Here is a 22829-nt window from a genome sequence, read left to right on the forward strand (position 1 = left end):
CTTTTTAAAACTCGCTTAATTTTCGCAAGGAAACATCATCGATGTACAGTTTTTCTCCGGTACCGAAACCCCAGATATAAAAAGCAAAGTTAATTTGGCTCACATCCGACGCTTCCGTTACCTCGAAGGTCGTCCGCATCGCCGTCCAGCTTCCTTTTCCTGTAACAGCAGCTATCTGCGGCGTAATCACCCTGCTCACAAGCTGGTTGCTAGAATCATTCAGATCGATCCACCAGTTCAGCTTTCCTAGCGTCTCTGAATCCACTGGCGTGTAGAAGTACAGCTCAGCTTCATACACACCAGGCTCTACCAAAGCGTTCTGGATCACTCCGCCTGAAGGCGAGATGCCGGTTGTCACAAGACTGTATTCGCCCGTGCGGGCTTGTTCTGTTGTACGGCTTTTCGTGCCTAGTTCATTGGTGAAAAACACCCATGACGGCAAATCACTCAGATTACCCGCATCCCCGATTTCGAAGGAGGGGTTATCTAGCAGGTTCAAGACGGTGCTAACCGCAGGCACTATAAACGGAGCTGCTTCGACTGCAGCCTTACCCTTGTACGACACACTGACAACCACGCTCTTGTCACTTTCCCCCGCTGGAACGTTCGGCAGCACTAACGATGCCTTGAGGGAAACCGCATCCCATGTCATGGACGTTGGCGTTACCACTTCCGCTGCTCCCCCATCAACCTTCCATTGCACCATAAAGTCTGAAAGCACTGGGCTTTGCGCTGGTGCAGAATCGAAAACCGCTTGCAGGCTACCATTGCTGGCTTGTGCTGAGGTGATCTGCTCAGGACCGCTCAATTTGCGCAAGGAAACATCATCGATGTACAGCTTTTCTCCCGTACTGAAATTCCAGATATAGAAAGCAAAATTAACTTGGCTCACATCCGACGCTTCCGTTACCTCGAAGGTCGTCCGCATCGCCGTCCAGCTTCCTTTTCCTGTAACAGCAGCTATCTGCGGCGTAATCACCCTGCTCACAAGCTGGTTGCTAGAATCATTCAGATCGATCCACCAGTTCAGCTTTCCTAGCGTCTCTGAATCCACTGGCGTGTAGAAGTACAGCTCAGCTTCATAGGTGCCAGGCTCCACCAAAGCACTCTGGATCACTCCACCTGAAGGTGAGATGCCGGTTGTCACCAGGCTGTATTCGCCTGTGCGGGCTTGTTCTTTTGTCCTGCTTCTCGTGCCTACTTCATTGGTGAAAAACACCCATGATGGCAAATCACTCAGATCACCCGCATCCCCGATTTCGAAGGACGGGTTATCTAGCAGATTCAAGATCGTGCTAGCCGCATGCACTACAAACGGAGCAGCTTCGACTGCAGCCTTACCTTTGTATGAGACACTGACAACCACGCTCTTGTCACTTTCCCCCGCTGGAACGTTCGGCAGCACTAACGATGCCTTGAGGGAAACCGCATCCCATGTCATGGACGTTGGCGTTACCACTTCCGCTGCTCCCCCATCAACCTTCCATTGCACCATAAAGTCTGAAAGCACTGGGCTTTGCGCTGGTGCAGAATCGAAAACCGCTTGCAGGCTACCATTGCTGGCTTGTGCTGAGGTGATCTGCTCAGGACCGCTCAATTTGCGCAAGGAAACATCATCGATGTACAGCTTTTCTCCCGTACTGAAATTCCAGATATAGAAAGCAAAATTAACTTGGCTCACATCCGACGCTTCCGTGACTTCGAAGGTCGTCCGCATCGCTGTCCAGCTTCCTTTACCTGTAGAGGCAGCAATTTGAGGCGTAATCACCCTACTCACAAGTTGGTTGCTAGAATCATTCAGATCGATCCACCAGTTCAGCTTTCCTAGCGTCTCTGAATCCACTGGTGTGTAGAAGTACAGCTCAGCTTCATAGGTGCCAGGCTCCACCAATGCGTTCTGGATCACTCCGCCTGAAGGCGATATGCCGGTTGTCACCAGACTGTATTCGCCTGTGCGAGCTTGTTCTTTTGTCCGGCTTTTCGTGCCAAGTTCATTGGTGAAAAACACCCACGACGGCACATCACTCATATTACCCGCATCCCCGATTTCGAAGGACGGGTTATGAAGTGCATTTAAGTCACTGCTGCCAGCTGGAACTACAAACGGAGCAGCTTCGACAGGTGCCGCACTCTTGTAAGCTACACTAACGACCACAGACTTATCACTCGCCCCTGCTGGTACATAAGGAGTAGTTAGAGTTACGGTTTGAGTGGCTGCATCCCATGACAGGGCAGTTGGCGTTACGGACACGGCAGCGCTGCCATTGATCGTCCACTGAACGGTAAAATCTTCAAGAGCAAGACTCGCTGGCCCCGGACTGAAAACCGCCTGCACGCTGCCATTGCCTGCTTGTGCTGAAACCATCTTTGTGGGACTGCTCAATTTACGCAGGGAAACATCATCTATATACATCTTTTCACCCGACTTGAAGTTCCACAAATAAAAACCAAAATCCACACGACTCACATTTGATGCTTCCGTAATCTCGAAGGTCGTTCGCAGTGCTGTCCAGTTTCCCTTGCCGGATATGGCGGAAGTCTGCCCAGTGATTACCCTGCCGACGATTTGATTGTTGTCATCCTTCAAATCATGCCACCAATTGATCGTTCCTTCTGTTATGGAATCCTCCGGCGTATAGAAGTAAAGCTCGGCTTCATACACACCAGGCTCCACAAGAGCCTGCTGAATGACTCCCCCTGCCGGTGCTATGCCGGTAGCAATCAGGCTGTATGCACCTGTGCGGGCTTGTTCCTTCGTGCGGCTTGTCGTACCAAACGCATTGGTGAAATACGCCCATGAGGGCACCTCCTCCAAATGATTGGCAGAGCCGGATTCGAAGGACGGATTATGCAGCAGATTCATTTGGCTGCCTGCGGTCACGATGAATGGTGCTGCAGCTACAGCAGTTTGGCCTTTGTAGGCGGCACTCATGACGACAGACTTGTCACTTCCCCCTGAGGGAACAAAGGGAATCGTTAATGATACGGTTTTCGTTGCTGCATCCCATGACAAAGCAGATGGCGTAACGGATACCGCTGCACCGCCGTTGATCTTCCATTGGACATTAAAGTCGCTGATGAGTGGAGTCTGCGATAACGCTGGATCAAACACGGCCAGCACCTTGCCATTCTCCGCTTGCACCGAAGCAATCTCAGGCGGGCCGCTTAATCGATACAAAGCCAGATCGTCGATATACAATTGCTCGCCCGCTGCAAATCCCATCTGCTTAATGCCCATCTGATGGTTGCCGACTATTTTCCCGTTCACCAGTTCAGTTACCTCAAATATATAACTGGAGGCTACCCAGCGTCCTTTGGTTGCTTCCGGCGAATGCAGAGCTCCATCAAGGTTGGCAATGACGCCGCCCTGTTCACCCTGCACGTTGTGAAACAAGGAAACCATGCCCGTTGTTTCTGCCTCGGCCGGCATGTAGTAATAATAAATAGCCGCATATTTGCCGAGCGGAAGCTCAATATCATCGAGGGCCACACCACCGGGTGATAGTCCTGTCGTCAAGATACTGTAGTCCCCTGTATGGGCAAGTGAATTCGTGCGCTGTACCGTTTCACCGGGTTGATCGATTCCCCAATACCACCATGGCGGAGCTGCAAGGGCATCTGCTGCCCCCCCGGTTTCAAACGAACCATTGGGAAATAGATTCGGTTCATCCCCCGCAATAGCCAACAGCAAACGTGCGTTGTCGCGAACGATCGGCATCAAGCTGGTAGCTTCGAGCTGGGCTAGCCGCTGCCTGACAGCTCCACCAACCGCTTCCTGTTTCACCCAATCTATTAACGCAGTGAACATGCTGTTGCTCATCCCCGACCAAGTTGTACCGTTATAGCCATTCGTCGGAGGCATCAATACAGGATCAGATCTAAACTGCTCCAGCAGCTCATCTCGCCGCTGCGCGAGCTCCATACTTTCGACGCTTTCTTCAAGCAGCGCAAGCGCCTGAGTCGTATTGGCCGGAGGCGTCACCCCATTCTCCCGTGGATAGCTAAGCGCCGAGGCTTCGTAGTACTCGAAGGCGCGCATCAGCACCTCAGCCCGAGCCTTTTGTTTGTCCGTCTGCGCTTTGGCCACCACCTGCTCCATCAGGTCCCGGCTATCCTCCATTTCCTGTGCGGTAATCTCAGTTAAGAAGGAAGAATCGTAGAAAGGCAGATAAGGGGGCATATCCACGGAACCAGCCCACTGTTTATACCAATTCGTTGTGAATACGCGTGTCGTCCAGAACGTTTCCCAATGCTCATAATACTGCTGCAAATACGGTGCCGCTTCTTCACCGACCGCCCGCACGTACCAGTCATTCAAGAGTACATCGACATTCTGATCCGGATCCCACTGCAGCTTCGTGGACAGCCAGTTTTTCGGTCCTTCACCGAAGTGCGGAGCCAGCTCTGCTACATGTGCGATAACCGCGTTATCCTTGGCATAAGCGTAATTAGCCGCCATCTCGTGCGGGTATACCCGCGGAAGTGTATACGGCCAGCCGAACAAATATTCATACCAGCCCATATTCGTCGCCTTCTGCTGCCAGCTATCCATATGGTTTTTACCTGCACTTCCAACTGTAGGATCGAGCCAAGTCATCCGGTCGTATGTCACATAAGGAATGACATGAGCATTCAGGCTGAACGTCGGCGGATCATACACATTTAAGTAAGCCAACAGTCCAAAATATTTATCGGGATGCACCTGCAGTACGCCTGCCACCACCTGATTCACCCAATTATAATAAATATCGGACATATTCTGCTTGCCTACAGAGTTCAACTCTCCAGGGTGATTCGGATGATTCGGATCGCTCTCACAATAATTTTCACTATCATTAATCCCGAGCGAGAACGATACTTCATTCGGGTTCGCAGTAAAATAATCATTGATTCTGTTAATCGCAGCCGTAACCGTATCCGGATTGGAGAAGCAAGGCTGCCAAGCGTAAGGATGTGTAGGAATAACCCCGCCCGGATAGAAATCAGGACGATCGGCAAACACTACCGGATCAAACAGGTAGGGCATATTGTGATGAAAACGAATTTTATCATGCAGCCGGTTGTACCTAGCCCACTTGACATAAGAGCTTTGAATTTCCGTGCCAAAAAATAATCGGGATGTCGCTGCCGGGTTGTTACGAACGATATCCCGGGAAATGGCAAGGGTTTGCTGCTGCGGCACATCCTCGCCATCGGGTCCTGGCATCAGCCAGCGTATGCCGACATAACGCTCCAGAAACTCATACACACCAAATTCCGTGCCCCAAGGTGTAGGCCCTTTGATCGTAATGACTTCCTCTTGCGGATCGATGATAAAGCCATCGCCATCAAGCCCCTGCAGCAGTGCATTATGGGCTGCTTCATCCGTTGTCTGGCTAACACCGAGATAAATATACACAGCATCGGTAACCGATGGTGTCATGCCCGGTATCTCCGCAACGGTTTTCGTCACTATATTCGCTCCTGTGGATTTCTTCACATATTCATTCAGCGCATTGGCCGCTCCAACAATTTGCTGGCTGGCATCTGTCGGAATGACGATCACGGCTCTTGCTTCCCCATTCTCGACAATCACAATGCCATCTTCTACAGTAAAAGCCAGGGAATCCACAGCCTGGGCCCCTTTATAGCTTACCTGATAAACAACGGACTGTTCGAACGCCTTTGTCGAGACAGCCGGAATCGTTAATGAAGCTGTTATCGAGCTTGCATCCCACTCAACAACAATCGGTTTAACCGATTTGGAAGCGGTAAGGTTGATAACTTCCTGCACGGTAAAATCACCGATCGTTGGCGCGATATCCGGAACCTTATTGAGTGTAACGCTTACAGTCCCGTTAACTGCAGATACCGAAGAAATTTGTGCGGGCGCTTCCGTTTCGTTCCCTCCGCTGCCTTCTGTGCCTCCACTGCCTACATACCCTGCACGATTTCCAACAGGGGCGCCAGCGCCCTCCAATTTCAAAGGTTGCGTCTCGAACGAAGTCCCCTTCGCTTTCGCGCTCAAGGTCGCCTTTTCGATAACTCCCTGCCCCATTATCTTAAGTATGGCATCCAAAACCATGGAAATAATCTTGGCTTCTTTCCCGATTTGAATGCTTGTATCCACCGCTAATTCACCAGCCGAGAATTGATCGATTATGCCTTCCGGGAATTCGATACTAATCCCTTTTGACGCAGCTTCTACCTTGCCGAAATGGCCAATCAATTTGACCTTTGAGCCTGCTGGAAGCGCATCTGTAAGCTTAATCAAGCTGAACGCAGCAGTGCTTTTCAAGCCGGGTTGCTCTAAAATAACCGAAGATTTGATAACCACCTCAGCTATCGTTGTCGTTCCCTCAGCAACAATGCGTACAGTGCCCGCTGCTTTATTCACGGTAACGGTAGCCAGCACGCTGTTGTCAACGTGAATGCTGTTAACTCCCCCGCCCTTTACGGTTGTCTTGCCGAGAACGGTTACATTCCGAAGGAAAACTTCTCCCTCTTTAATGCCTTCGGCTAACATTAAATCTCCTGCAATCTTCATATTCTGCAGCGTCACACCGGAAGTCAGGATAGCAACATTACCGCTAATTGTCTGAACAACGTCGGCAGCAGCAGGTCCGTAGGTGCCCGCTTTATCATATTCTTGTGTTTTTCTTGACTTTAGTGCGCGATCCAAGGTCGCTATAACCTCCGCACGCGTGATCAGGACTTCCGGCTTGAAGCTTCCGTCCTCATAACCTTCCATGAGGTGGGCGGCTGCAACAGCTGCTATAGCTCCCTTGCTCCACAACGCCATCTGCTTCGTATCTGTAAAAACATTCGCAGCATCGCTCACTGCCTGGATGTCCAATTGCAGTAAACGAGCCAGAATTACAGCGGCTTCTTGTCTGCTGATCGCTTTCTTGAAGCCGATTGTGCCGTCAGCATACCCTTCCAAGTACCCAGCTTTTACTGCTTTGGAAATATCATTATATGCCCAATCGGCAGCCGTTAGATCAGAGAAATCAATCTGTGTCTGTTCGCTAAATCCAAAGGAGCGGTTAACCAAAGCAGCCGCTTCACCCCGGGTCACCGTTTGATTCGGCTTAAATGTACCATCTTGATAACCCTGGGTAAAACCCGAATTCGTCCAGGCTGTCAATATGGGTGCAGCCCAGTGGCCCTCCAAATCAGAAAAACGTGTCTGAGCTGCGGAGGGTGTATCCAGTGCAGCATAAGGACCAGCATTCGGACCAGCCTCTGCACCAAATACCGTGGCGATTGCTGAACCATAAGAAGAAAAAATTAGACAAAACATTAAAAATAGCTTAAACATGTTCTTGCTATTTTTTTTCGAAACCATGGGACGCCTCCTTATTTTTATTTTTCGATCCTAATCCTTTAGACGTACAGGAAAATCACGTTATTTTTCTTCCTACATTTTTTATCAACTCCTTTCATAATCTACACCTCTCCTGAGAGCGCATACAATTTTTGGAAAGTGACAGTAGGTTAAATGTGTTTAGCTGCGCACCTAGGCACAGCCCACACTTGCGTAAAACGCGTAATTCTCTAAATCCTGAAGGTATTTACAGGGGTTGGTAGCACTCAGTCACATAGTTGGAAAATGAAGTGCTTTTGCAGTTTTTATATGGCGGTATCTAGTTTCTTCGTTGCTCTACCTTTTCATTATAGGGATAATGCTTGTTTAAAGCTTTGCAACGTCAGCCGATTTATTTGCATTTATTGCTTACGCCTTGACCGAACCTGAAGTTAACCCTTCAATAAAATATCTCATGCCAAAAGTAAATAAAAACAATAACGGTATCGAAGCAAAAGCATACCCCGATGTAATAATGCCAAGATCCGGACGGGACATTTGCCCCACGGCGTTCCCCGCATTCGGGGCATAATTCGCAAGTGCCATGGAGATCGTCTGCAGATTTGGCGTGCTGATTAGCAGAATAGGCCAGATCAAATCGTTATAGATCGAAAGGAAATTCATAATCCCGATCGTAATCAGAATGGGGCGGGCTAGCGGGATGGCAATTGCCCATACACAGCGAAACTCGGATGCCCCTTCCATCCTGGCAGCTTCAAACATTTCCTCCGGCTGGGACTGAAAAAAGGTGCTTAACAGGAAAATGGCAAACAATTGCCCACCCCCGATATAAAACACGGCTAACCCTTCCAGGCTATTTTTCAAATGCAGGAAATCTGCCAAAATAAAGTTAGGTGTCAGCAGCAGCACTCCTGGAACCGTCATCATCAGAACGACGATGAAAAACAACATATTTCTGCCAACAAAGGTAAGTCGGGCAAAAGCATACCCGCTGAGTGTGGCGAAAATCATGATGCCCACAATAGAGATTACACATAGATAGATCGTGCGCAAAATCGGTACGGTCAGATCAATTAATGCGAAAGAATAGTTTTCCCATTTAGGCGGCCAAGGCAAGCTCCAAAAATCCCCATAGATCATCAAGCTGTCACGCAGGGACATCGAGATCATCATGAAAATAGGAATAAATGAAAGCAATAACAGCACAACAAGCGTGCCATAGCTTACTGCTGATTTCATGTAAAGCTTCCTGCCCCTTTTACGGTCAACATTTTTATCCGAGTTTTTATCAGAGCTTTTACCAGAACGCTCACCCCAACTACTGCCGGAACTCCAACTCATCCAATCACTCCCTTTCCTGTTTCGAGAATCGAACATTGAGTATACTGCCAGCCAGAACCAGAATGGCCAGTACGACACCGATGGCCGAAGCGTAGCCGAAGTTGGCGCTCGAAATTTGATTGTACATTTGCAGGCCAGGCACATAAGTCGCTGTCCCAGGTCCGCCCCGTGTAAATATGAAAATATTAGCAAAGCCTTGTATGCTGCCAATGAAGGTAAAAAATAAAATAAGCCTAATTTGCGGACGAATGAGTGGCACATCAATTTTCCAAAAACGTCCCCAGGCATTGATGCCATCGATAGCAGACGAATCATAAATATCTCTGCTGATCCCAATCAAACCGCCAAAATAAATCAGAAAAGCGAAAACGCTGATAAACGGAAATCCGGCTGCGATAATACTCCAGATAGCCAGATTTTCATCCCCCAGCCATGCATGCTGTAAAGCGCCCAGTCCAAGTACCCCTAAAAACTGATTAATCAAACCCGTTTCGGGCTCATACATCATTTTCCATAATAAAACCACCACAACTCCTGGCACAATACTGGGCACTACAAAAGCCGTGCGAAACACATATTTTAACTTGCTGCTTCTTAACCAGAAGATTAGCTCTGCAGCAAGAAGCGGCATCGTGAGTTCTTTAAGAATGGATGTCACAATAATCAGGATCATGTTCCACATGCCGACCCAAAAGAATGAATCCGACCCTAATTTCACAAAATTAGCCAAGCCAATCACTTTAAGAGGTTCCTTCAAACTAAAGTTAGTAAACGAATAAAACACCGCCATAAGTGTAGGCGTAATATTAAACACAATAATAAGCGCGATGGAAGGCAGCAGCAGCAAATAGGCTGTCCTTGAGCGCTTTAATCTTCGTCCAAATTGAATAGCCGCCTTGCGCCAAGCAGGAACCGAAGAAATGCTGATCCCAATAGCAGTGAGTACTAAGATAAGATCCATGATGATCAAGCCTGTTTTGATCTTATTTTGGGTGTTTGCCTGCAGTGCTTGATGGAGATTAATCGTCAAATCTCTGCCTTGATCCGTTATCACGATAAGTTCCTTCTCATCATTATGGATCAAACTGCTGATTGCACCTTTATTGAAATTGGCTTGATAAAGCACATTTCCCCATGTATTAAGAATAAATAAGCTCCCATCCTTATCTCCTACAATTATATGGCCGGATTGCTTAGCCTCATCCAGCATAGTAATAGGATAAGCAGATAGAGACTGCGTCCAAATCACCTTCCCCTTTGCGGACAGCAGGGATACATTCCCTCTCTCATCTGCTGCCAGCAATTCCTGGTTGGCGTTCAGACTAAGCCGGGTGATCGGTTGAATTAAATTGGTTCGCCACAGCTCCTTTCCATCTGGAGACAATAGCCCCACCTTCGAATCCACAGTACCAAAATAAGAGCCATCCTTACCCGTTGTAATCGTAGTCACATCAATGCCGACTTTGGTTTTGAATATGGCATTTCCCGCTTCATCAAACTGCCCCACCCAAAATTTATTCGTATACTGACCGATTCCATATGCGACGTTAATGCCACCATCTATCGTTGCATCGAGCCCAATCACTTTACCATTCACCGGAAAGCTGCCGATCTCTTGCAGTAGAGGATCTAATACATATACGTTCCGGTCATTCGTACCCACATAAATGTGGGAGCGATCCGTTGACACGGCCATGTCTGTGATTGTACCCTTTATTTCTTTTTCGATTTGAATTTGAGTTCCATCAAGCAAGAGCAGCCTGCTGTCAGTCGTTATCGCAAGTGTTGTGCCCTCCTGCAGCTCTACGGCCTTGAATATTTTCACTCCGCTTAAGGAACCGCCTACCTCATAGGGTCTGCCTTTTGACGCATCCATCACCAAATATACCGAACTCGCCAGCAGGATAAGAATAATGATTCCGATCCATAACCTCCGGCTGCCTTTTCTGTTGGGTGATGAGCTGCGTTCCTTCATTAGATTAGACATTTCTTCCCCCTCCACATAATTCCAATCCTAGGCTCCTATACAATGAAATCAAATAGGCCATTTTGAGCAAATGACCTATTTGACCAGACCAGCCTACTTCCCTGGCGCTCTGTCTGGATGTTCAATATTATCTGCGGTCAAACCAGCTTGTTTAATTATTTCGTCGAAATTTTTGGTCCAGGATTCCTGCAGCTTTTTGCCAAAATCCTCAGGGGTTATTTTCCCTTCCAACGCTTCCTTGTACAGATTAAAGTTTGCTTTATCCACATCTGCTACTCTCGTTAACAAAAGGTTATTCAGCACGATTTCTGCATTCCCTAGCATCTTTACATTACCAAACAGCTCCTTGATATCTTCTGGAACCTCGACACCTTTGATCATAATAGGACCGCCCGGGATAAACTTATTGGCCTTCACCTGACCGTCTACCCATGCTTGGTACCCCGGCTTGGAGAGCCAGAACATCACGAAATCCAGTACCATGTCGCTTTGCTCCTGGTTTTTATCCACAATACTGATATATTCCCCTGTTGCTGATTCCACGCTGCGTACAGGTCCTTGAACAAGGGAGCCAACCATAGGTGGATTTTCAAAAGTCCCCCACTCAAATGGCTTCAACGCACCTGAATCTTTAATTTGTAGTTCCTCAAGACGTTTCGGATCGTTTAAATTTTCCATATCCTTTTTCACTGTCGGCAGGCTCCAGGTACCATCAATAATCATGGCCGCCTTCTGCTGCAAAAATAAAGGGTAGTCGTCGTTGCTGACGAAAAAATCCTTCTGGGCATATTTAGGAAAGAGTTTGGCCATATTCGTGACCAGCTCTGCTACTTCCGGCGTATCAAAACGAATCGTTCCATCTTTGATTCCTTTATAGAAACGTGCCTGATTAAAGTTATACTTCAAATTAATGAACGGATCATTCGGATCAGCTACAAAAGTACCGTCTACATCATCGTCGTAGTTGTAATCGCCCGGCTGCGCTCTGACCAGATCATGCCAATCGCGCGTAAATTGATCCATATAAATTTCGTTCATCCACAGTGGTACTTTGTAGCCGTAGCTGGAAGCAATGGGGATAATGCCTGCATCGCTAATCTTCTTGGACACCTCTACCATCTCATCCCAATTGGTTGGAGGGACCAGATTTAATTTGTTGAAAATATCCTTGTTATAGAACCACATAATATGGACGGATTGCGTAGTGAGCACGCTGCGTTCGCCTTTTGCATTTTTACCGACCCAGAAATTAAAGTCCAGATCTTCATCCCATTTGTTACCGGTATATGGATTGGTTTGGTAGCGGTATTTATCAAAATTCAGAAATTTATCATACGTTGGCATGTAGGCTCCAGCGACAATATCCGGCCGGGGCGTGCCCGCTGCCAGCATCGTTCCTAATACGCTGGGATAATCAGTACCTGGTCCCCCTTTGGGTTCCCACACCAGCTTCACATCTGGCTGAACCTTCTTATAGGCTTCCTGTAGGGAGGCAAAGCCCTCTGCACTTGTGTTATCCAGTGAGATCACGATTTCACCACTGTACTGCTTTTTCTCTGTCTCCGCACCGGGAGTGGCATCCGGCTTCGCAGTCTCTCCTTGTTTTGCCGTTTCAGATGGCGGTTCAGAGACCGCTGGTGACTTGCTGCTGCACGCAGCCAAAATAGTACTCATCGCAAACATTAAAACTAGTAGTACAAAACTCATCTTTTTCACAGTTATACCCCCATATTGAATGTGTATTTAAGAACTTGCCAAAGGAGACTTCCAATCATCTTCTAACCCAAGTCCACGGAGATCCGCAAAACTGCTGGTCTGTTCTGCCTCATACATACGCCAAATGACACGGAGCCCCTGCAAGCTGCCAGGCCCGTCAGTTAACGGGGTCTCGCCATTTAAGATGCATTCCAGAAAATGCTTTATTTCAAATTGCGTCATCTTTCCTGCTTCAGGTTCTTCCATCAGCACTTGAATTTGAGAGGTTGTATTCATATCCGCGTTCTCTTCTTTAATCTGAGAATGAAGATACAAGGTTCTTTTTCCGATATCGTATTCAAGCATTCCTTCTGTGCAATGAATATGGATGCTGTAGCCTAAACGAGAGCCTCGTGCCCCCCATGTCCCAAAATGATAGCCGAGCACACCACTTTCGAATTCCATCACAACATTGCTTGTGCCTTCCTTCTCCAACCAAGGTGTGCCAATTCGATTCCCCATATGCATGCCTTTGACAGGTTGACCAAGGAACCAGAGCAGCAAATCGACATAATGGCACCCATGACTGAAGAACTGGCCACCACCCAACTGCTCAGCAGATGCCAACCAGCTATCGGGAGCCGCATAGGTGAACTGTTCAGTCCAAATGGACATTTGGAATACATCGCCATAAGCTTTAGTATCCACTAACTCCTTCATCTTCTTAACTATCGGCCAGAAACGAACCGGGTAGGCTGTCATCAATACCAGCTTTTCCTGCTCTGCCTTTTCAATAATCCGGATGCATTCCTCTTCTGTATTGCAAAGCGGTTTCTCCATCAAGACATGCTTGCCAGCTTCCAGACAAGCCATGCCCACTTCGAAGTGCAGATCATGAGGCAGCGCGATCAGCACCGCATCCACACTTTCCAGCAAATCACGGTAATCAGTCACGGCAAGCCCGGCTCCTGCCGAATTTGCTGCAGCTTGTGCCCGCTCAAGCACGATGTCACAATCAGCTGTTATTTGCAACAGTTGACTTAAATCATGCAAGCCATGAGCATGTGTACCCGCCATACCCCCACATCCTATGATGCCCATGCGGATTTTCTCCATATCCAACCCCAGCTCCCTCTCGATATCCTATATAAATGAATGTATAATGGATATTATAGGGTTTAATGAAACGGCTGGCTTTACCCCCTAGGGCGTACATTTTACACTTTTGGTCGGAGGGCGATGGTTGTATGGAGTTAGAAATATACCGTCTGAAAGAAGATCTGCAGATTCAAGGGATATTTACTCTTTATTACATGGAGCTTCCCAAGCATTTTATAGTCAATGGAGAGGAACACAACTTCTGGGAATTGGTATATGTAGATAAAGGCGAGGTTATTATTTATAATGGAAAAAAATTGCGCCAGGGAGATATGATATTTTATAAACCAAACGAGTTTCATATTGCGAATTCAAGCAATGAAACAGCGCCTAATTTGGTCGTCATCACCTTCGAATGCCAATCCCCCTCCATCAATTTCTTTGCGGATAAGGTGTTTGTTCTGAATGAGATCGAGCGGGGGCTATTGTCCAATCTGGTCAAAGAAGGCATGCAAGCCTTCGATCCGCCGATCGACTCCCCCTTTATTAGCCAGCCCAGCAGATGCGAGGAAGCCCCATTTGGCAGTGAACAGTTAATTAAAAATTATTTGGAAATTTTATTAATTCAACTGATTCGAAGAGGAGATTCCCGGCCGAGCAACGCTAGGCCCGTATCTTTTGTCGAAGAAACGAAAGATCAGGAGCTTACCACACAAATTATCGCCTATATGAACAATAATCTATCGCAAGTATTGTCTCTTGAGCTTCTGTGCAGTGAGTTCGTTATTGGCCGGACAAGGCTTAAAACAGCCTTTAAAGCTAAGACGGGGCTGGGCGTTATGGAGTATTTCAACATGCTAAAAATTGAAAAGGCAAAGCTGCTTATCCGGGAGGGCAAGCATAACTTCACGGAAGTCGCTGCAGAGCTAGGCTACAGCAGTGTGCACTACTTTTCAAGAAATTTCAAAAAAGTTACCCACATGACACTAACGGAGTATACCTGCTCGATCAGTGCGCGGGCAAAGAGAGATCGTTGAGCTCGCTCGACAGACCTATAATTGCCCCCCATTTATCTTTCTCAAGGGGGCAATTGTTGTTTCCCAACTTCCGTCACCGCTTTCGGTTAGTCCGTCTAAGGCTCAGGTTTCGTCAGCTTAAATGGACAAGAACAAGCGAAAGTTGTCTAAGTATCCCCAAATATCACATTTGTACCATTTCACCAAATCCTGCTCATTGATATACTTTTATTGAAAGCGTTTGTAATTTGAAACCCAAACCGAGCAGGAGGAAAATAAAAATGTCTAAACCAAGTGATAACGAAAGCGCAAGTGTACTAAGCAGGAGGAAAATGCTAACTTCACTTGCAGCTGCAGGTGTAGTGACAGCCGCAGGTGCTTTTTTGAACAGCGGCAGCTTGGGGGCGTCTACCGTGGAAGCGGGTGGGGTAAGCTTGCGCAGCGATCTGGCCGATCCCACTAATGTGGCCAATGGTGATGCCCTTATTGCGGTTTTGCAACCCCTTACCGGGGCTGTTGCACGTACTCAGCACAGTAAGAACAGTGACGTTATTCATGTCAAGGATTTCGGGGCAAAATGCGATTGGAATGGAACGACTGGGACAGATGATACTGCAGCCTTTCAAGCAGCTTTGAATGCAGCCTCCTCGGCTGCATCAGGTCTTAGCGTTAAGTTTTCCGGACAGGCGAAAATCACTTCAAAGCTTACTATTCCCCCATTTGTGACTCTGACGGGTGACGGCAGGAAATCCTCCTTTCTTATTAAAGCGTTCAACGGAGACGTAATCGATCTTCAGGCTTATGGAGCACTAATGAATCTGGGTATTAAAGATGATACCGGAAGTAGAACAGGCCGGGGTGTACTTATCACATCCGCATTCTGCCAGTTTATCTTCAATTGTGCTTTCACTATAGATCAGCAGTGTGTGGACTTTACGAACCCTGGCGCAGGCAGCGGAGCAGTGATTGCATTCTCTGAACTTTATTCTATAAATGCGGTCGGTGTCCGGATGCCTGACGATGTAGGGGCAGGATTGGGTGCATGTCCGCGAAAGATCATTTCATGTGAAAGCGGCGGATGCATACTGGTGGATTTTGGCGGCTGCAATGATGCATGGTATTATGGTGGATATACCAATGGCATGATTTTTGGTCCGAATTCAACAAAAGCGTTTATTTCCAATGTTCGTATTGGTGCTATCCTTCCTACGATTATCAAGGGCGGCGAACACAATATTTCCGGCTGTGTGTTTTCCACTCCTGTAACATTTGACACAACCTCGGCCAATTGTATGTTTACAAGCAACATCGCTCCCGGCTACGATATTACCGATAATGGCATTGGGAATTACATTGACATTAAAGAGCGGAACTACACGCCGGCATGGACAGGATCCTCTACCAACCCCTCTCTTGGAAACGGTAAGCTTGCAGCTAATTGGTCTCGTACAGGCAACACGATCACACTCAACATCGAACTGATTATAGGCAGCACGACTACGCTTGGAAGTGGCGACTGGCGTTTTTCGCTTCCTCAAGCACCTTACCAATATGGGTTCACTAAGGTAGGTCATGCCTTGCTTTCTGGCCCAACCGGATTTCAAACGGCCACAGTAGTTTCCAATCCTGAATTAAGCTACTTGACTATTGCGGTTTCTGGGGGTTCCACGAATGTTGGTCCAACAATCCCATTCACTTGGGCAAATGGAAATTATTTGAGAGCATCCATAAGTTATCAAGTTTAGGAAATTTATACAATAACTAAAAGATCCTTTCCCAGCAGAACTGCTTGGTTAAGGATCTTTTAGCGTGTCCAATTTTTGTGTCTCCCACTATTATAAGCTATTCGACAATTCCCGTTCTTTCAATACCTTCCACAAAATATTTCTGTGCAAACATATATAGCAGTAGCGGCGGTAAGATGATGATAAATGCAGCAGCCATTTTGATCGCTTCATTCACATCATACGCTCCACCCCCGAGACTCGCTCCGCCTCCACCAATTCCACCGATTTTGCCAGCAGAATAGTCCAGGACGCCTTGCATGTAATTCAGCCGCAATGATAAGGGGATGAAATCCTCTGCCCTTGCGGACCGCAAATACAGCATGGGTTCAAAAAAATCATTCCAATGCCATACAAAAGCGAACAAAAATACGATAAGCAGCGCTGGGCGAGATAAGGGCAGCATAATCTTCCAAAATGTACGTACCGCCCCTGCTCCGTCCATTTTGGCTGACTCCTCCAGCTCCTTTGGCAAGGTACTGAAAAATTGGCGAAAAATAATGATGAACAACGAGCCCTTTAACCCCTGGGCAAAAATCGCCGGGATGATAAATGGCAGCGAGGTGTTCAGCCAATGCAATTTGGCATAGGTTACATAAAGTGGAATAACTAGCGACTGCGGCGGAATTAAAAACGTTATGAGAACGACCACGAATAATATGTTCTTAAACGGTATGCGCAGCCGTGCAAACGCATAACCTGTAATGCCACAGGAAATTACCTGCAGCAGGGATGCCGAAAGTGACATATACGTCGTTTGCCATAATGCTTTCCAATAATGTAATCCCCTGAATGCATCAAAATAACTGGCAAAATTAAATTGTCGCGGGATCCATTTCACAGTAGGGTCCATAAGATCGCTAACCGTTTTGAACGATGTTGAAATCATGTACAGGACGGGTTGAAGGTAAAGAACAGAAATCGAAATCAAGATAATATAAATAAATAATTTGAACAACGCACCGTCATTGACATTCTGTCCCAGCACGAATCTTTTCAATCGCGCGATCTTGTTTCCATAGTTATGAATCAACCCTTTCACCTCTTCCCGTTATTCTGTCTTCTTGCCAACAGGACGAGCAGTCCAATCGGAATGAAAATAATTAGAAAATATATCCAACCAAGCGCGCTTGCATATCCATAACCTGTTTTTGCATCCCCCATGGCATTGGATATGTGAGTCAGGATCGGGTTGAAGGGAAACGTAGCCAAATCCACGATGGTATAAATCAAATTCAAGACTATAAATGGAATGATAGCCGGGAAAGTGATTTTCCAGAAGGACTCCCAAGGCGTTACACCATCAATCCGTGCTGCTTCATAGGTTGAAGGGGATATCGTCTGGAATGCTGCCAGGAAGATTAACACCTGTATGCCGGAGTACCATAAAACAATTACAAATTGCTTCAAAACACCCATAAGCGAATCGGCCAGGCTTCTCGGAAACATGGCGTAAATCGTATCTTCCAAATTATATTGATCGATAAAAGGGATCGAGCCCTGCCCTTCTCTGAACAGCTCCGACAATACTTGTCCAGTTGCAAAGATTACGGGCAAAAAGAAAATGGCACGAAACAGCATTCTTCCAGGAAACTTCTGGTTAAGCAGCACAGAGACCAACAAGGCGAAAATGACCGTTATCGGAACCGTCAGAATCGTCTGCTGAATAAATTGAAGCATTTGCACAGGAAATTCGTTGTCGATAATAAAAGCATATTTGAAATTGAGCCAACCGACAAATTCAAAGCTTAAACCTGAGCCATCCGCAGCCGCAGAAAGCTTATGAAAGCTAATGTAAAGCGAGAAGAAAAAGGGATAGGCGACAAATGCCAATACACCGAACAGCCAGGGGGTAATGAACAATAGCCCTCTGAACGACTCTGATCTTAACATAGACTTGCGTCTGCTGTTATGCTCTCTTAACGTCATGGCCGGTAAAGAATCCGCCATAACCGTAGACTCCGAAGCTGCTTGATTCGTGTTGTTTGTTTCGGCGCTCACTGTGCTCCCCCCTTATCTATTACGGCATATGATAATTCCTTAACTACAAACCCGTCTTGCTTAAACGGTTGATCCTTATAGTTGACCCAGATGCGGCGCCCGCCGGAATAAGTAGTTTCGTACACCCCCTCTGCCAGCTTGCGATGATTTTCAATAAAGCTCCCCCAGACATCAGAGGCAACCTCCATTTGCTGCTTGTACTCTTGGACGATTTGCGGCTTCAATTGCGAGAATTTAGAGCTATAAAGCCAAGGGAAGTTGGTGCGTCCTAATTGTCCCGGGTCTTCATTCGTGACCAAATATGCTGGTATGGCGCCATATTCAATTTCACGAAGCCTATCCACCTCTGGATTGCGGCGCAAATTGCCGGCTTGACCGGAATAGGTCACCAGACCGTGAACGGCAATCGGATAAAACGGCACTTGCTCATCAATGATTAAATCGTAATTATATTCCAGCGGGAAATGGAACATGTGATCCACATAGCCAAGCGCATACGCAAATCCGCCGCCACTGCCGCCTTGCCAATCTTCAAAACCTGAGGAAGTGACCGATCCTATGTCCTTTTTGATCGAATCCATGATCTGCTGATAAACCTTAATGCTCGTCTCACGAGTCGTATAATGATCCGGCTTAAAGTCACTATAAAGCAAGCCTCCCATCTCCTGCAGTCCAATGCCGCTAACATCTAGCTCTTCCCAGCCTTTCAGAGCCTTGGAAAGGATCTTATTCAGCATAATCTGCGGTGAAATAAAATAAAAGAAGTGAGCTTTGTTATCATTATCGCCTGTATGAAATTCAGATTTTACCGTTGATCCGCTTATATTGCGAATGGCATCCTGACGTGATGAGAAGCTCGAATTTAATTGGTCTCCTGCATAATATAACTTGTCATCCAGTCTCAGCGGAATATGCTCCGCTTTAAGAGCTGCCGATAGCTTGATCATGTCCTTCTTGCCGCCAATAGCGGATTCAACTGGAAACCGGCTTGGAAGCGCTCCGGGAACCCCGCCATGCTGCCAGCCTTCCAGACCAACCTGCATCTGAGTAACCCCATCCTTTTTCAAGGCTTGCACCATATCCCCTACTTGAGAAAGCGAGGAAACCTTTACGACTTTTTCGCCACTTGGTGTTTGCTCGCTCGTAGAAAGCAGCACATTTAAGAATATTGGAGGAGCGCCTGCAGATGTGCCCAAAGGTTTCACGCCCGCTTTATCGGTTAAATAACTCCGGTAAGCCTTCGCCATCCCCACATAATCCGCTTGCCCCTGCATGAGCGGGATGTATCGGGCCGTAAACGGTTCTATGTTAAGCCGGGATTCGTATACATTTCTGGATTGCGATAAACCTACAGGCTGCTCATAATAACGTCTTAAAGTAATCCGCGGGTTCACCTGATTGAATCCGGTTGAGAGTCCAGCTGGTGTTGCAACAACACTTGTTTTTGTAGCGCCCTGCTCAACTATCGTGATAAATCCATTTTCTTCACGATTCATGCCGAAGACAGGATAGGCGATGTCCGTACGTTCCCACTTCGCATTCGCCAATATAGCCGCTGGGTCATCTCCATATATCGGGAAACGGTAGGGAACAATTTGATCCAAATGTTCTTTATTAAACCGGATAATGCCACCCGGACCATCAGGGACGAGCATATAACCGTCTGGGCCATTCATTGCAGCACCAAAAAATGGGAGCACGTCTAAGCTAACTAGCCGATTTTCTTTATCTTCATAGATGCCCAGCTCTGGAATATTTACAACCAGCTGCCCGTCATCCAACGTATATTCGGTATAGACAGTAATACCTAAATCAGCCATGTGATACGTAACGCCTATACCAAACTCTAGTGTTTTCCAGCTGATTTGAGCCTTATGCTCTATCGTATTGCCTGCCGTTTCATTCTGCTTGTCCTTCTCCAAAAACCGAAAAATAAAGGGAGATTGTAAATTGGTTTGCCCCAGGCCTTTGGTCTGATCCTTGGCTAATTGCTCTGCACCAGGGTTGCTCAGCCATGCATCTCCACCGCGTTTCAAGGCAATTTTCCCAATAACGGGGTCCAGCCATAAGGAGGCATCAGCTGATTCTGCTACCTGAATCCAGTCCGTTCCTGCAAAATTCATCTTCTCACCAGCGGGATCGCCGGTTGTAAGCTTCAATCCCTGGATAAATGCGGCTGCCTTTTGCGGACTGTAAGTACCCAGATCCCCTTTCTGTTGTTCGGCTGAAAGGAATATATATCCAAGGATCGCCACTATAAGTCCTACTATAATAATTGTTGTCAGCTTGCTTCTGAACCATGCACCTATTGCTACTCTTATATGCTTAAACACGCCCCACCAACTCCTGCCCCCACTGAATGAAGAAATCAACCGCCTGGTAGATAAGTCCAATAAGCACAAATCCAAACAACCAAATGCAGCCAAGTGTAATTAGCGATACGCTGACCATTCCAAGTGCTTCCTTCAAATTATAATTTTGCACAGCTTGCGTTCCCAAGAACATCAAGATCAATACCCAAACGGTAATGACCGTCGTCAAGAAAGTAAATATCACACCCTCTTGCAGCGTCAGCAAGTTGGAAAAAAGCTTGAGTGGAAGATTGAATAAAATAAACGGAACCAGCGCGTAGGCATTCACAATAAATACCTTGGTCAGCGTGCCTTCCCCCTTCATAATCGAACCGATCAGATAACTGGCCAGCACCCAGGTTAGAAAAGGAAGAAAGAAGTAAAGCATCTCGTTCATCAGATCTACGCGGACGAAAACCACATCCGTGAACAGATAGCTCACGGCCGCTTTGCCCGTTATACTAATCATAAATGCAACCATCACAAGTAGGACTGCAAACCAGAAGCGCACCTGAGCACGTTCAACAATATCCGTAAAGGTATTAACTGGATACCGGACAATGGAAATCACACGCTGCAGTGAAATCAACCAGCGATTTGTCGTCCGCGTATGAATGAGCCCAGTAAAAGGATCTATTCTGGCTGTTGCAACGGCAGGTGCATGCACGATATTGTCAATGGGATTACCCAAGTGCAAACCTTGGAAGTCTTCATCCGGATTCCCTTGCAGCTTTGCGTTTGCCGCAGATCGACGTCGTTGTAACCGAGCCGCTGATAGCCGATAAAGGATCCATGCAACCAGCAGAGCTAGTAGAGTCGTCACACCTATGCCAAAATAAGTAAGCAGCCAGTTCATCCGAAGCTCCCAGAAAGAATTTGAATACCCTTTTTTATCTTGGGCCTTCTCGAAATTAGTGATGGAAGCTGCATAATCCCCCGCTTTGAAATCCGCCTTTGCAATACCTTGGTAAGCTCGATCATACAAACCATCCAGCTCCAAGATACGCTCCCAATGCTCACGGCTTTCCGCATATTTCCCCTTCGTGTACTCTGAAACAGCCAGCAGCACCAGTTCCCCGAATTGCGTACGTTTGAAGGTTTGAATGACGCCTAGTTCGCCATCCGACACAAGAATCTTACCATCCTGCTTGACAACGATGCTTGTAGCCCGCTTAAACAAACCCATCCGCTGAGAGCTGTTTGATTTATTGCCGAATCTAAAGATCATTTTTCCATATTTATCATATTGGTAGATGCGGCCCTTGCCTTCCTCAAGTACGGTCATGATCTCATTTTCATCAACGAAGACATCTCTGAACGAAAAATAATTACGAGGTGGATTCCATGGTGCGAAATTCTGATTATTCAACAAATCGACACCACCAAAGCTAAGTCGTTTCAGCTGTCCAGATGGAAGGTCTTTGTTCACCGAATATAGAAATCCCCGTGAATCGACCGTAACGTTGGTAACAGCACCGGGTAGCTTGGGCTGCTCTTGCTTCAGCTGTTCTTCCGTATAATATTTACGCTTAAAAGCTGTAAGCCAATCCGTTGTCACTTTATTCGCACCAAAAAATCCAGCAAAGTCACCTTCCGACGTTAGCTGCAGCAGCCCTTGATAACCGCCTTTAGTCGAAATATACAGATAACCGCGTTTATCGAGCACAATCTTCGATGGCATATAAATAAATGTGCTTGGGATGAGCGTTGATTTGGGCTCCCCATATTCCTTGATGAATTGTCCGTCCTTATCGTACACGGCAATCCGGCGGTTGTTAGTATCCGCAACATAGATCGTTCCGTCATCTGCCACAAAGACGCCTCCGGGACTATTCAGTCTTTCTTTCGGATTACGCGACTTTTCGTCTGCCTCATCCTTGTAGGCATGAGGTATGGCTCGCATGATTTTCCCGTTTTCATCCAGCTGCACAATACGGTTGTTGCCTGAGTCCGCTACATACACATCATCATTATTGGTAAGAAATAAATCCTCCGCCCCTTTAAATCCCCGCCAAATCTGATCAGGGATATAGGCATGCGGGGTTTCAATCCATTCGCCCTTGGCATTCATGGAAGTAGTCCCATACGGAACTACAGCCTCAGCTGGTTGGCCTGGCACAAAAAACAGCAGAATATGCGAAGCCAGCACAAGCGCTATCATACGTTGGAAGGTGCTTTTCTTCTTCCATAACGAGTTGCTCTGCAACGAAGATACATCTCTGGTTTCTTTCTCTCTTCCCACCTTCGTCC

Annotated in this window: 11 protein-coding genes; 2 read left to right on the forward strand and 9 right to left on the reverse strand. The window is 47.0% G+C overall.

Features of this window, described 5'->3' with window-relative positions; all coding sequences use genetic code 11:
* Nucleotides 1-4 precede the first annotated feature (4 nt).
* The 5 genes from J2Z66_RS00920 to J2Z66_RS00940 form a co-directional block, all read right to left on the reverse strand.
* On the reverse strand, nucleotides 5-7327 hold the full coding sequence (locus J2Z66_RS00920; RefSeq protein WP_209968702.1) for a DUF4838 domain-containing protein: 7323 nt from the start codon (nucleotides 7325-7327) through the stop codon (nucleotides 5-7).
* A 387-nt stretch (nucleotides 7328-7714) separates the two neighbouring features.
* Nucleotides 7715-8545, reverse strand: a complete 831-nt coding sequence (locus J2Z66_RS00925) for a carbohydrate ABC transporter permease (RefSeq protein ID WP_209968705.1) — start codon at nucleotides 8543-8545, stop codon at nucleotides 7715-7717.
* Between the two features lie 106 nt (nucleotides 8546-8651).
* The gene (locus J2Z66_RS00930) at nucleotides 8652-10634 is read right to left on the reverse strand and encodes an ABC transporter permease subunit (protein ID WP_209968708.1); all 1983 of its coding nucleotides are present in this window, start codon (nucleotides 10632-10634) and stop codon (nucleotides 8652-8654) included.
* A gap of 93 nt (nucleotides 10635-10727) precedes the next feature.
* Nucleotides 10728-12341, reverse strand: a complete 1614-nt coding sequence (locus tag J2Z66_RS00935; protein WP_245375210.1) for an ABC transporter substrate-binding protein — start codon at nucleotides 12339-12341, stop codon at nucleotides 10728-10730.
* Between the two features lie 36 nt (nucleotides 12342-12377).
* A complete protein-coding gene (locus J2Z66_RS00940) occupies nucleotides 12378-13445 on the reverse strand; it encodes a Gfo/Idh/MocA family protein (RefSeq protein WP_209968713.1) in 1068 nt (355 codons plus the stop codon).
* 131 nt (nucleotides 13446-13576) lie between these two features.
* Here J2Z66_RS00940 and J2Z66_RS00945 point away from each other — a divergent pair, with 131 nt between their 5' ends.
* Nucleotides 13577-14464: an AraC family transcriptional regulator gene (locus tag J2Z66_RS00945; protein WP_209968716.1), complete on the forward strand. Its 888-nt coding sequence runs from the start codon at nucleotides 13577-13579 to the stop codon at nucleotides 14462-14464.
* 260 nt (nucleotides 14465-14724) lie between these two features.
* A complete protein-coding gene (locus tag J2Z66_RS00950; RefSeq protein ID WP_209968720.1) occupies nucleotides 14725-16188 on the forward strand; it encodes a glycosyl hydrolase family 28-related protein in 1464 nt (487 codons plus the stop codon).
* 97 nt (nucleotides 16189-16285) lie between these two features.
* Here J2Z66_RS00950 and J2Z66_RS00955 read toward each other — a convergent pair whose 3' ends face one another.
* The 4 genes from J2Z66_RS00955 to J2Z66_RS00970 are packed head-to-tail and all read right to left on the reverse strand — an operon-like array spanning nucleotide 16286 to nucleotide 22821.
* A complete protein-coding gene (locus J2Z66_RS00955; protein WP_209968723.1) occupies nucleotides 16286-17260 on the reverse strand; it encodes a carbohydrate ABC transporter permease in 975 nt (324 codons plus the stop codon).
* A 5-nt stretch (nucleotides 17261-17265) separates the two neighbouring features.
* Nucleotides 17266-18228 carry a carbohydrate ABC transporter permease gene (locus J2Z66_RS00960; protein ID WP_312894323.1) on the reverse strand — a complete coding sequence of 321 codons (963 nt, stop codon included), beginning with the start codon at nucleotides 18226-18228 and terminating at the stop codon, nucleotides 17266-17268.
* Complete coding sequence (locus J2Z66_RS00965; RefSeq protein ID WP_209968724.1) at nucleotides 18225-20561, reverse strand: DUF5696 domain-containing protein; 2337 nt, start codon at nucleotides 20559-20561, stop codon at nucleotides 18225-18227. Before J2Z66_RS00965 ends, J2Z66_RS00960 begins: the two co-directional genes overlap by 4 nt.
* Nucleotides 20554-22821, reverse strand: coding sequence for a YIP1 family protein (locus J2Z66_RS00970; protein ID WP_209968727.1), 2268 nt, complete (start codon nucleotides 22819-22821; stop codon nucleotides 20554-20556). Before J2Z66_RS00970 ends, J2Z66_RS00965 begins: the two co-directional genes overlap by 8 nt.
* Between the last annotated feature and the right edge of the window lie 8 nt (nucleotides 22822-22829).

The sequence above is a fragment of the Paenibacillus eucommiae genome, assembly GCF_017874215.1.
GTDB classification, from domain to species: domain Bacteria; phylum Bacillota; class Bacilli; order Paenibacillales; family NBRC-103111; genus Paenibacillus_AI; species Paenibacillus_AI eucommiae.

What these genes read in the sequence shown, in the direction of transcription:
- J2Z66_RS00920 (WP_209968702.1), bottom strand. Translation starts at nt 7,327, where the DNA reads ATGGTTTCGAAAAAAAATAGCAAGAACATGTTTAAGCTATTTTTAATG.
- J2Z66_RS00925 (WP_209968705.1), bottom strand. Translation starts at nt 8,545, where the DNA reads ATGAAATCAGCAGTAAGCTATGGCACGCTTGTTGTGCTGTTATTGCTT.
- J2Z66_RS00930 (WP_209968708.1), bottom strand. Translation starts at nt 10,634, where the DNA reads ATGTCTAATCTAATGAAGGAACGCAGCTCATCACCCAACAGAAAAGGC.
- J2Z66_RS00935 (WP_245375210.1), bottom strand. Translation starts at nt 12,341, where the DNA reads ATGAGTTTTGTACTACTAGTTTTAATGTTTGCGATGAGTACTATTTTG.
- J2Z66_RS00940 (WP_209968713.1), bottom strand. Translation starts at nt 13,445, where the DNA reads ATGGAGAAAATCCGCATGGGCATCATAGGATGTGGGGGTATGGCGGGT.
- J2Z66_RS00945 (WP_209968716.1), top strand. Translation starts at nt 13,577, where the DNA reads ATGGAGTTAGAAATATACCGTCTGAAAGAAGATCTGCAGATTCAAGGG.
- J2Z66_RS00950 (WP_209968720.1), top strand. Translation starts at nt 14,725, where the DNA reads ATGTCTAAACCAAGTGATAACGAAAGCGCAAGTGTACTAAGCAGGAGG.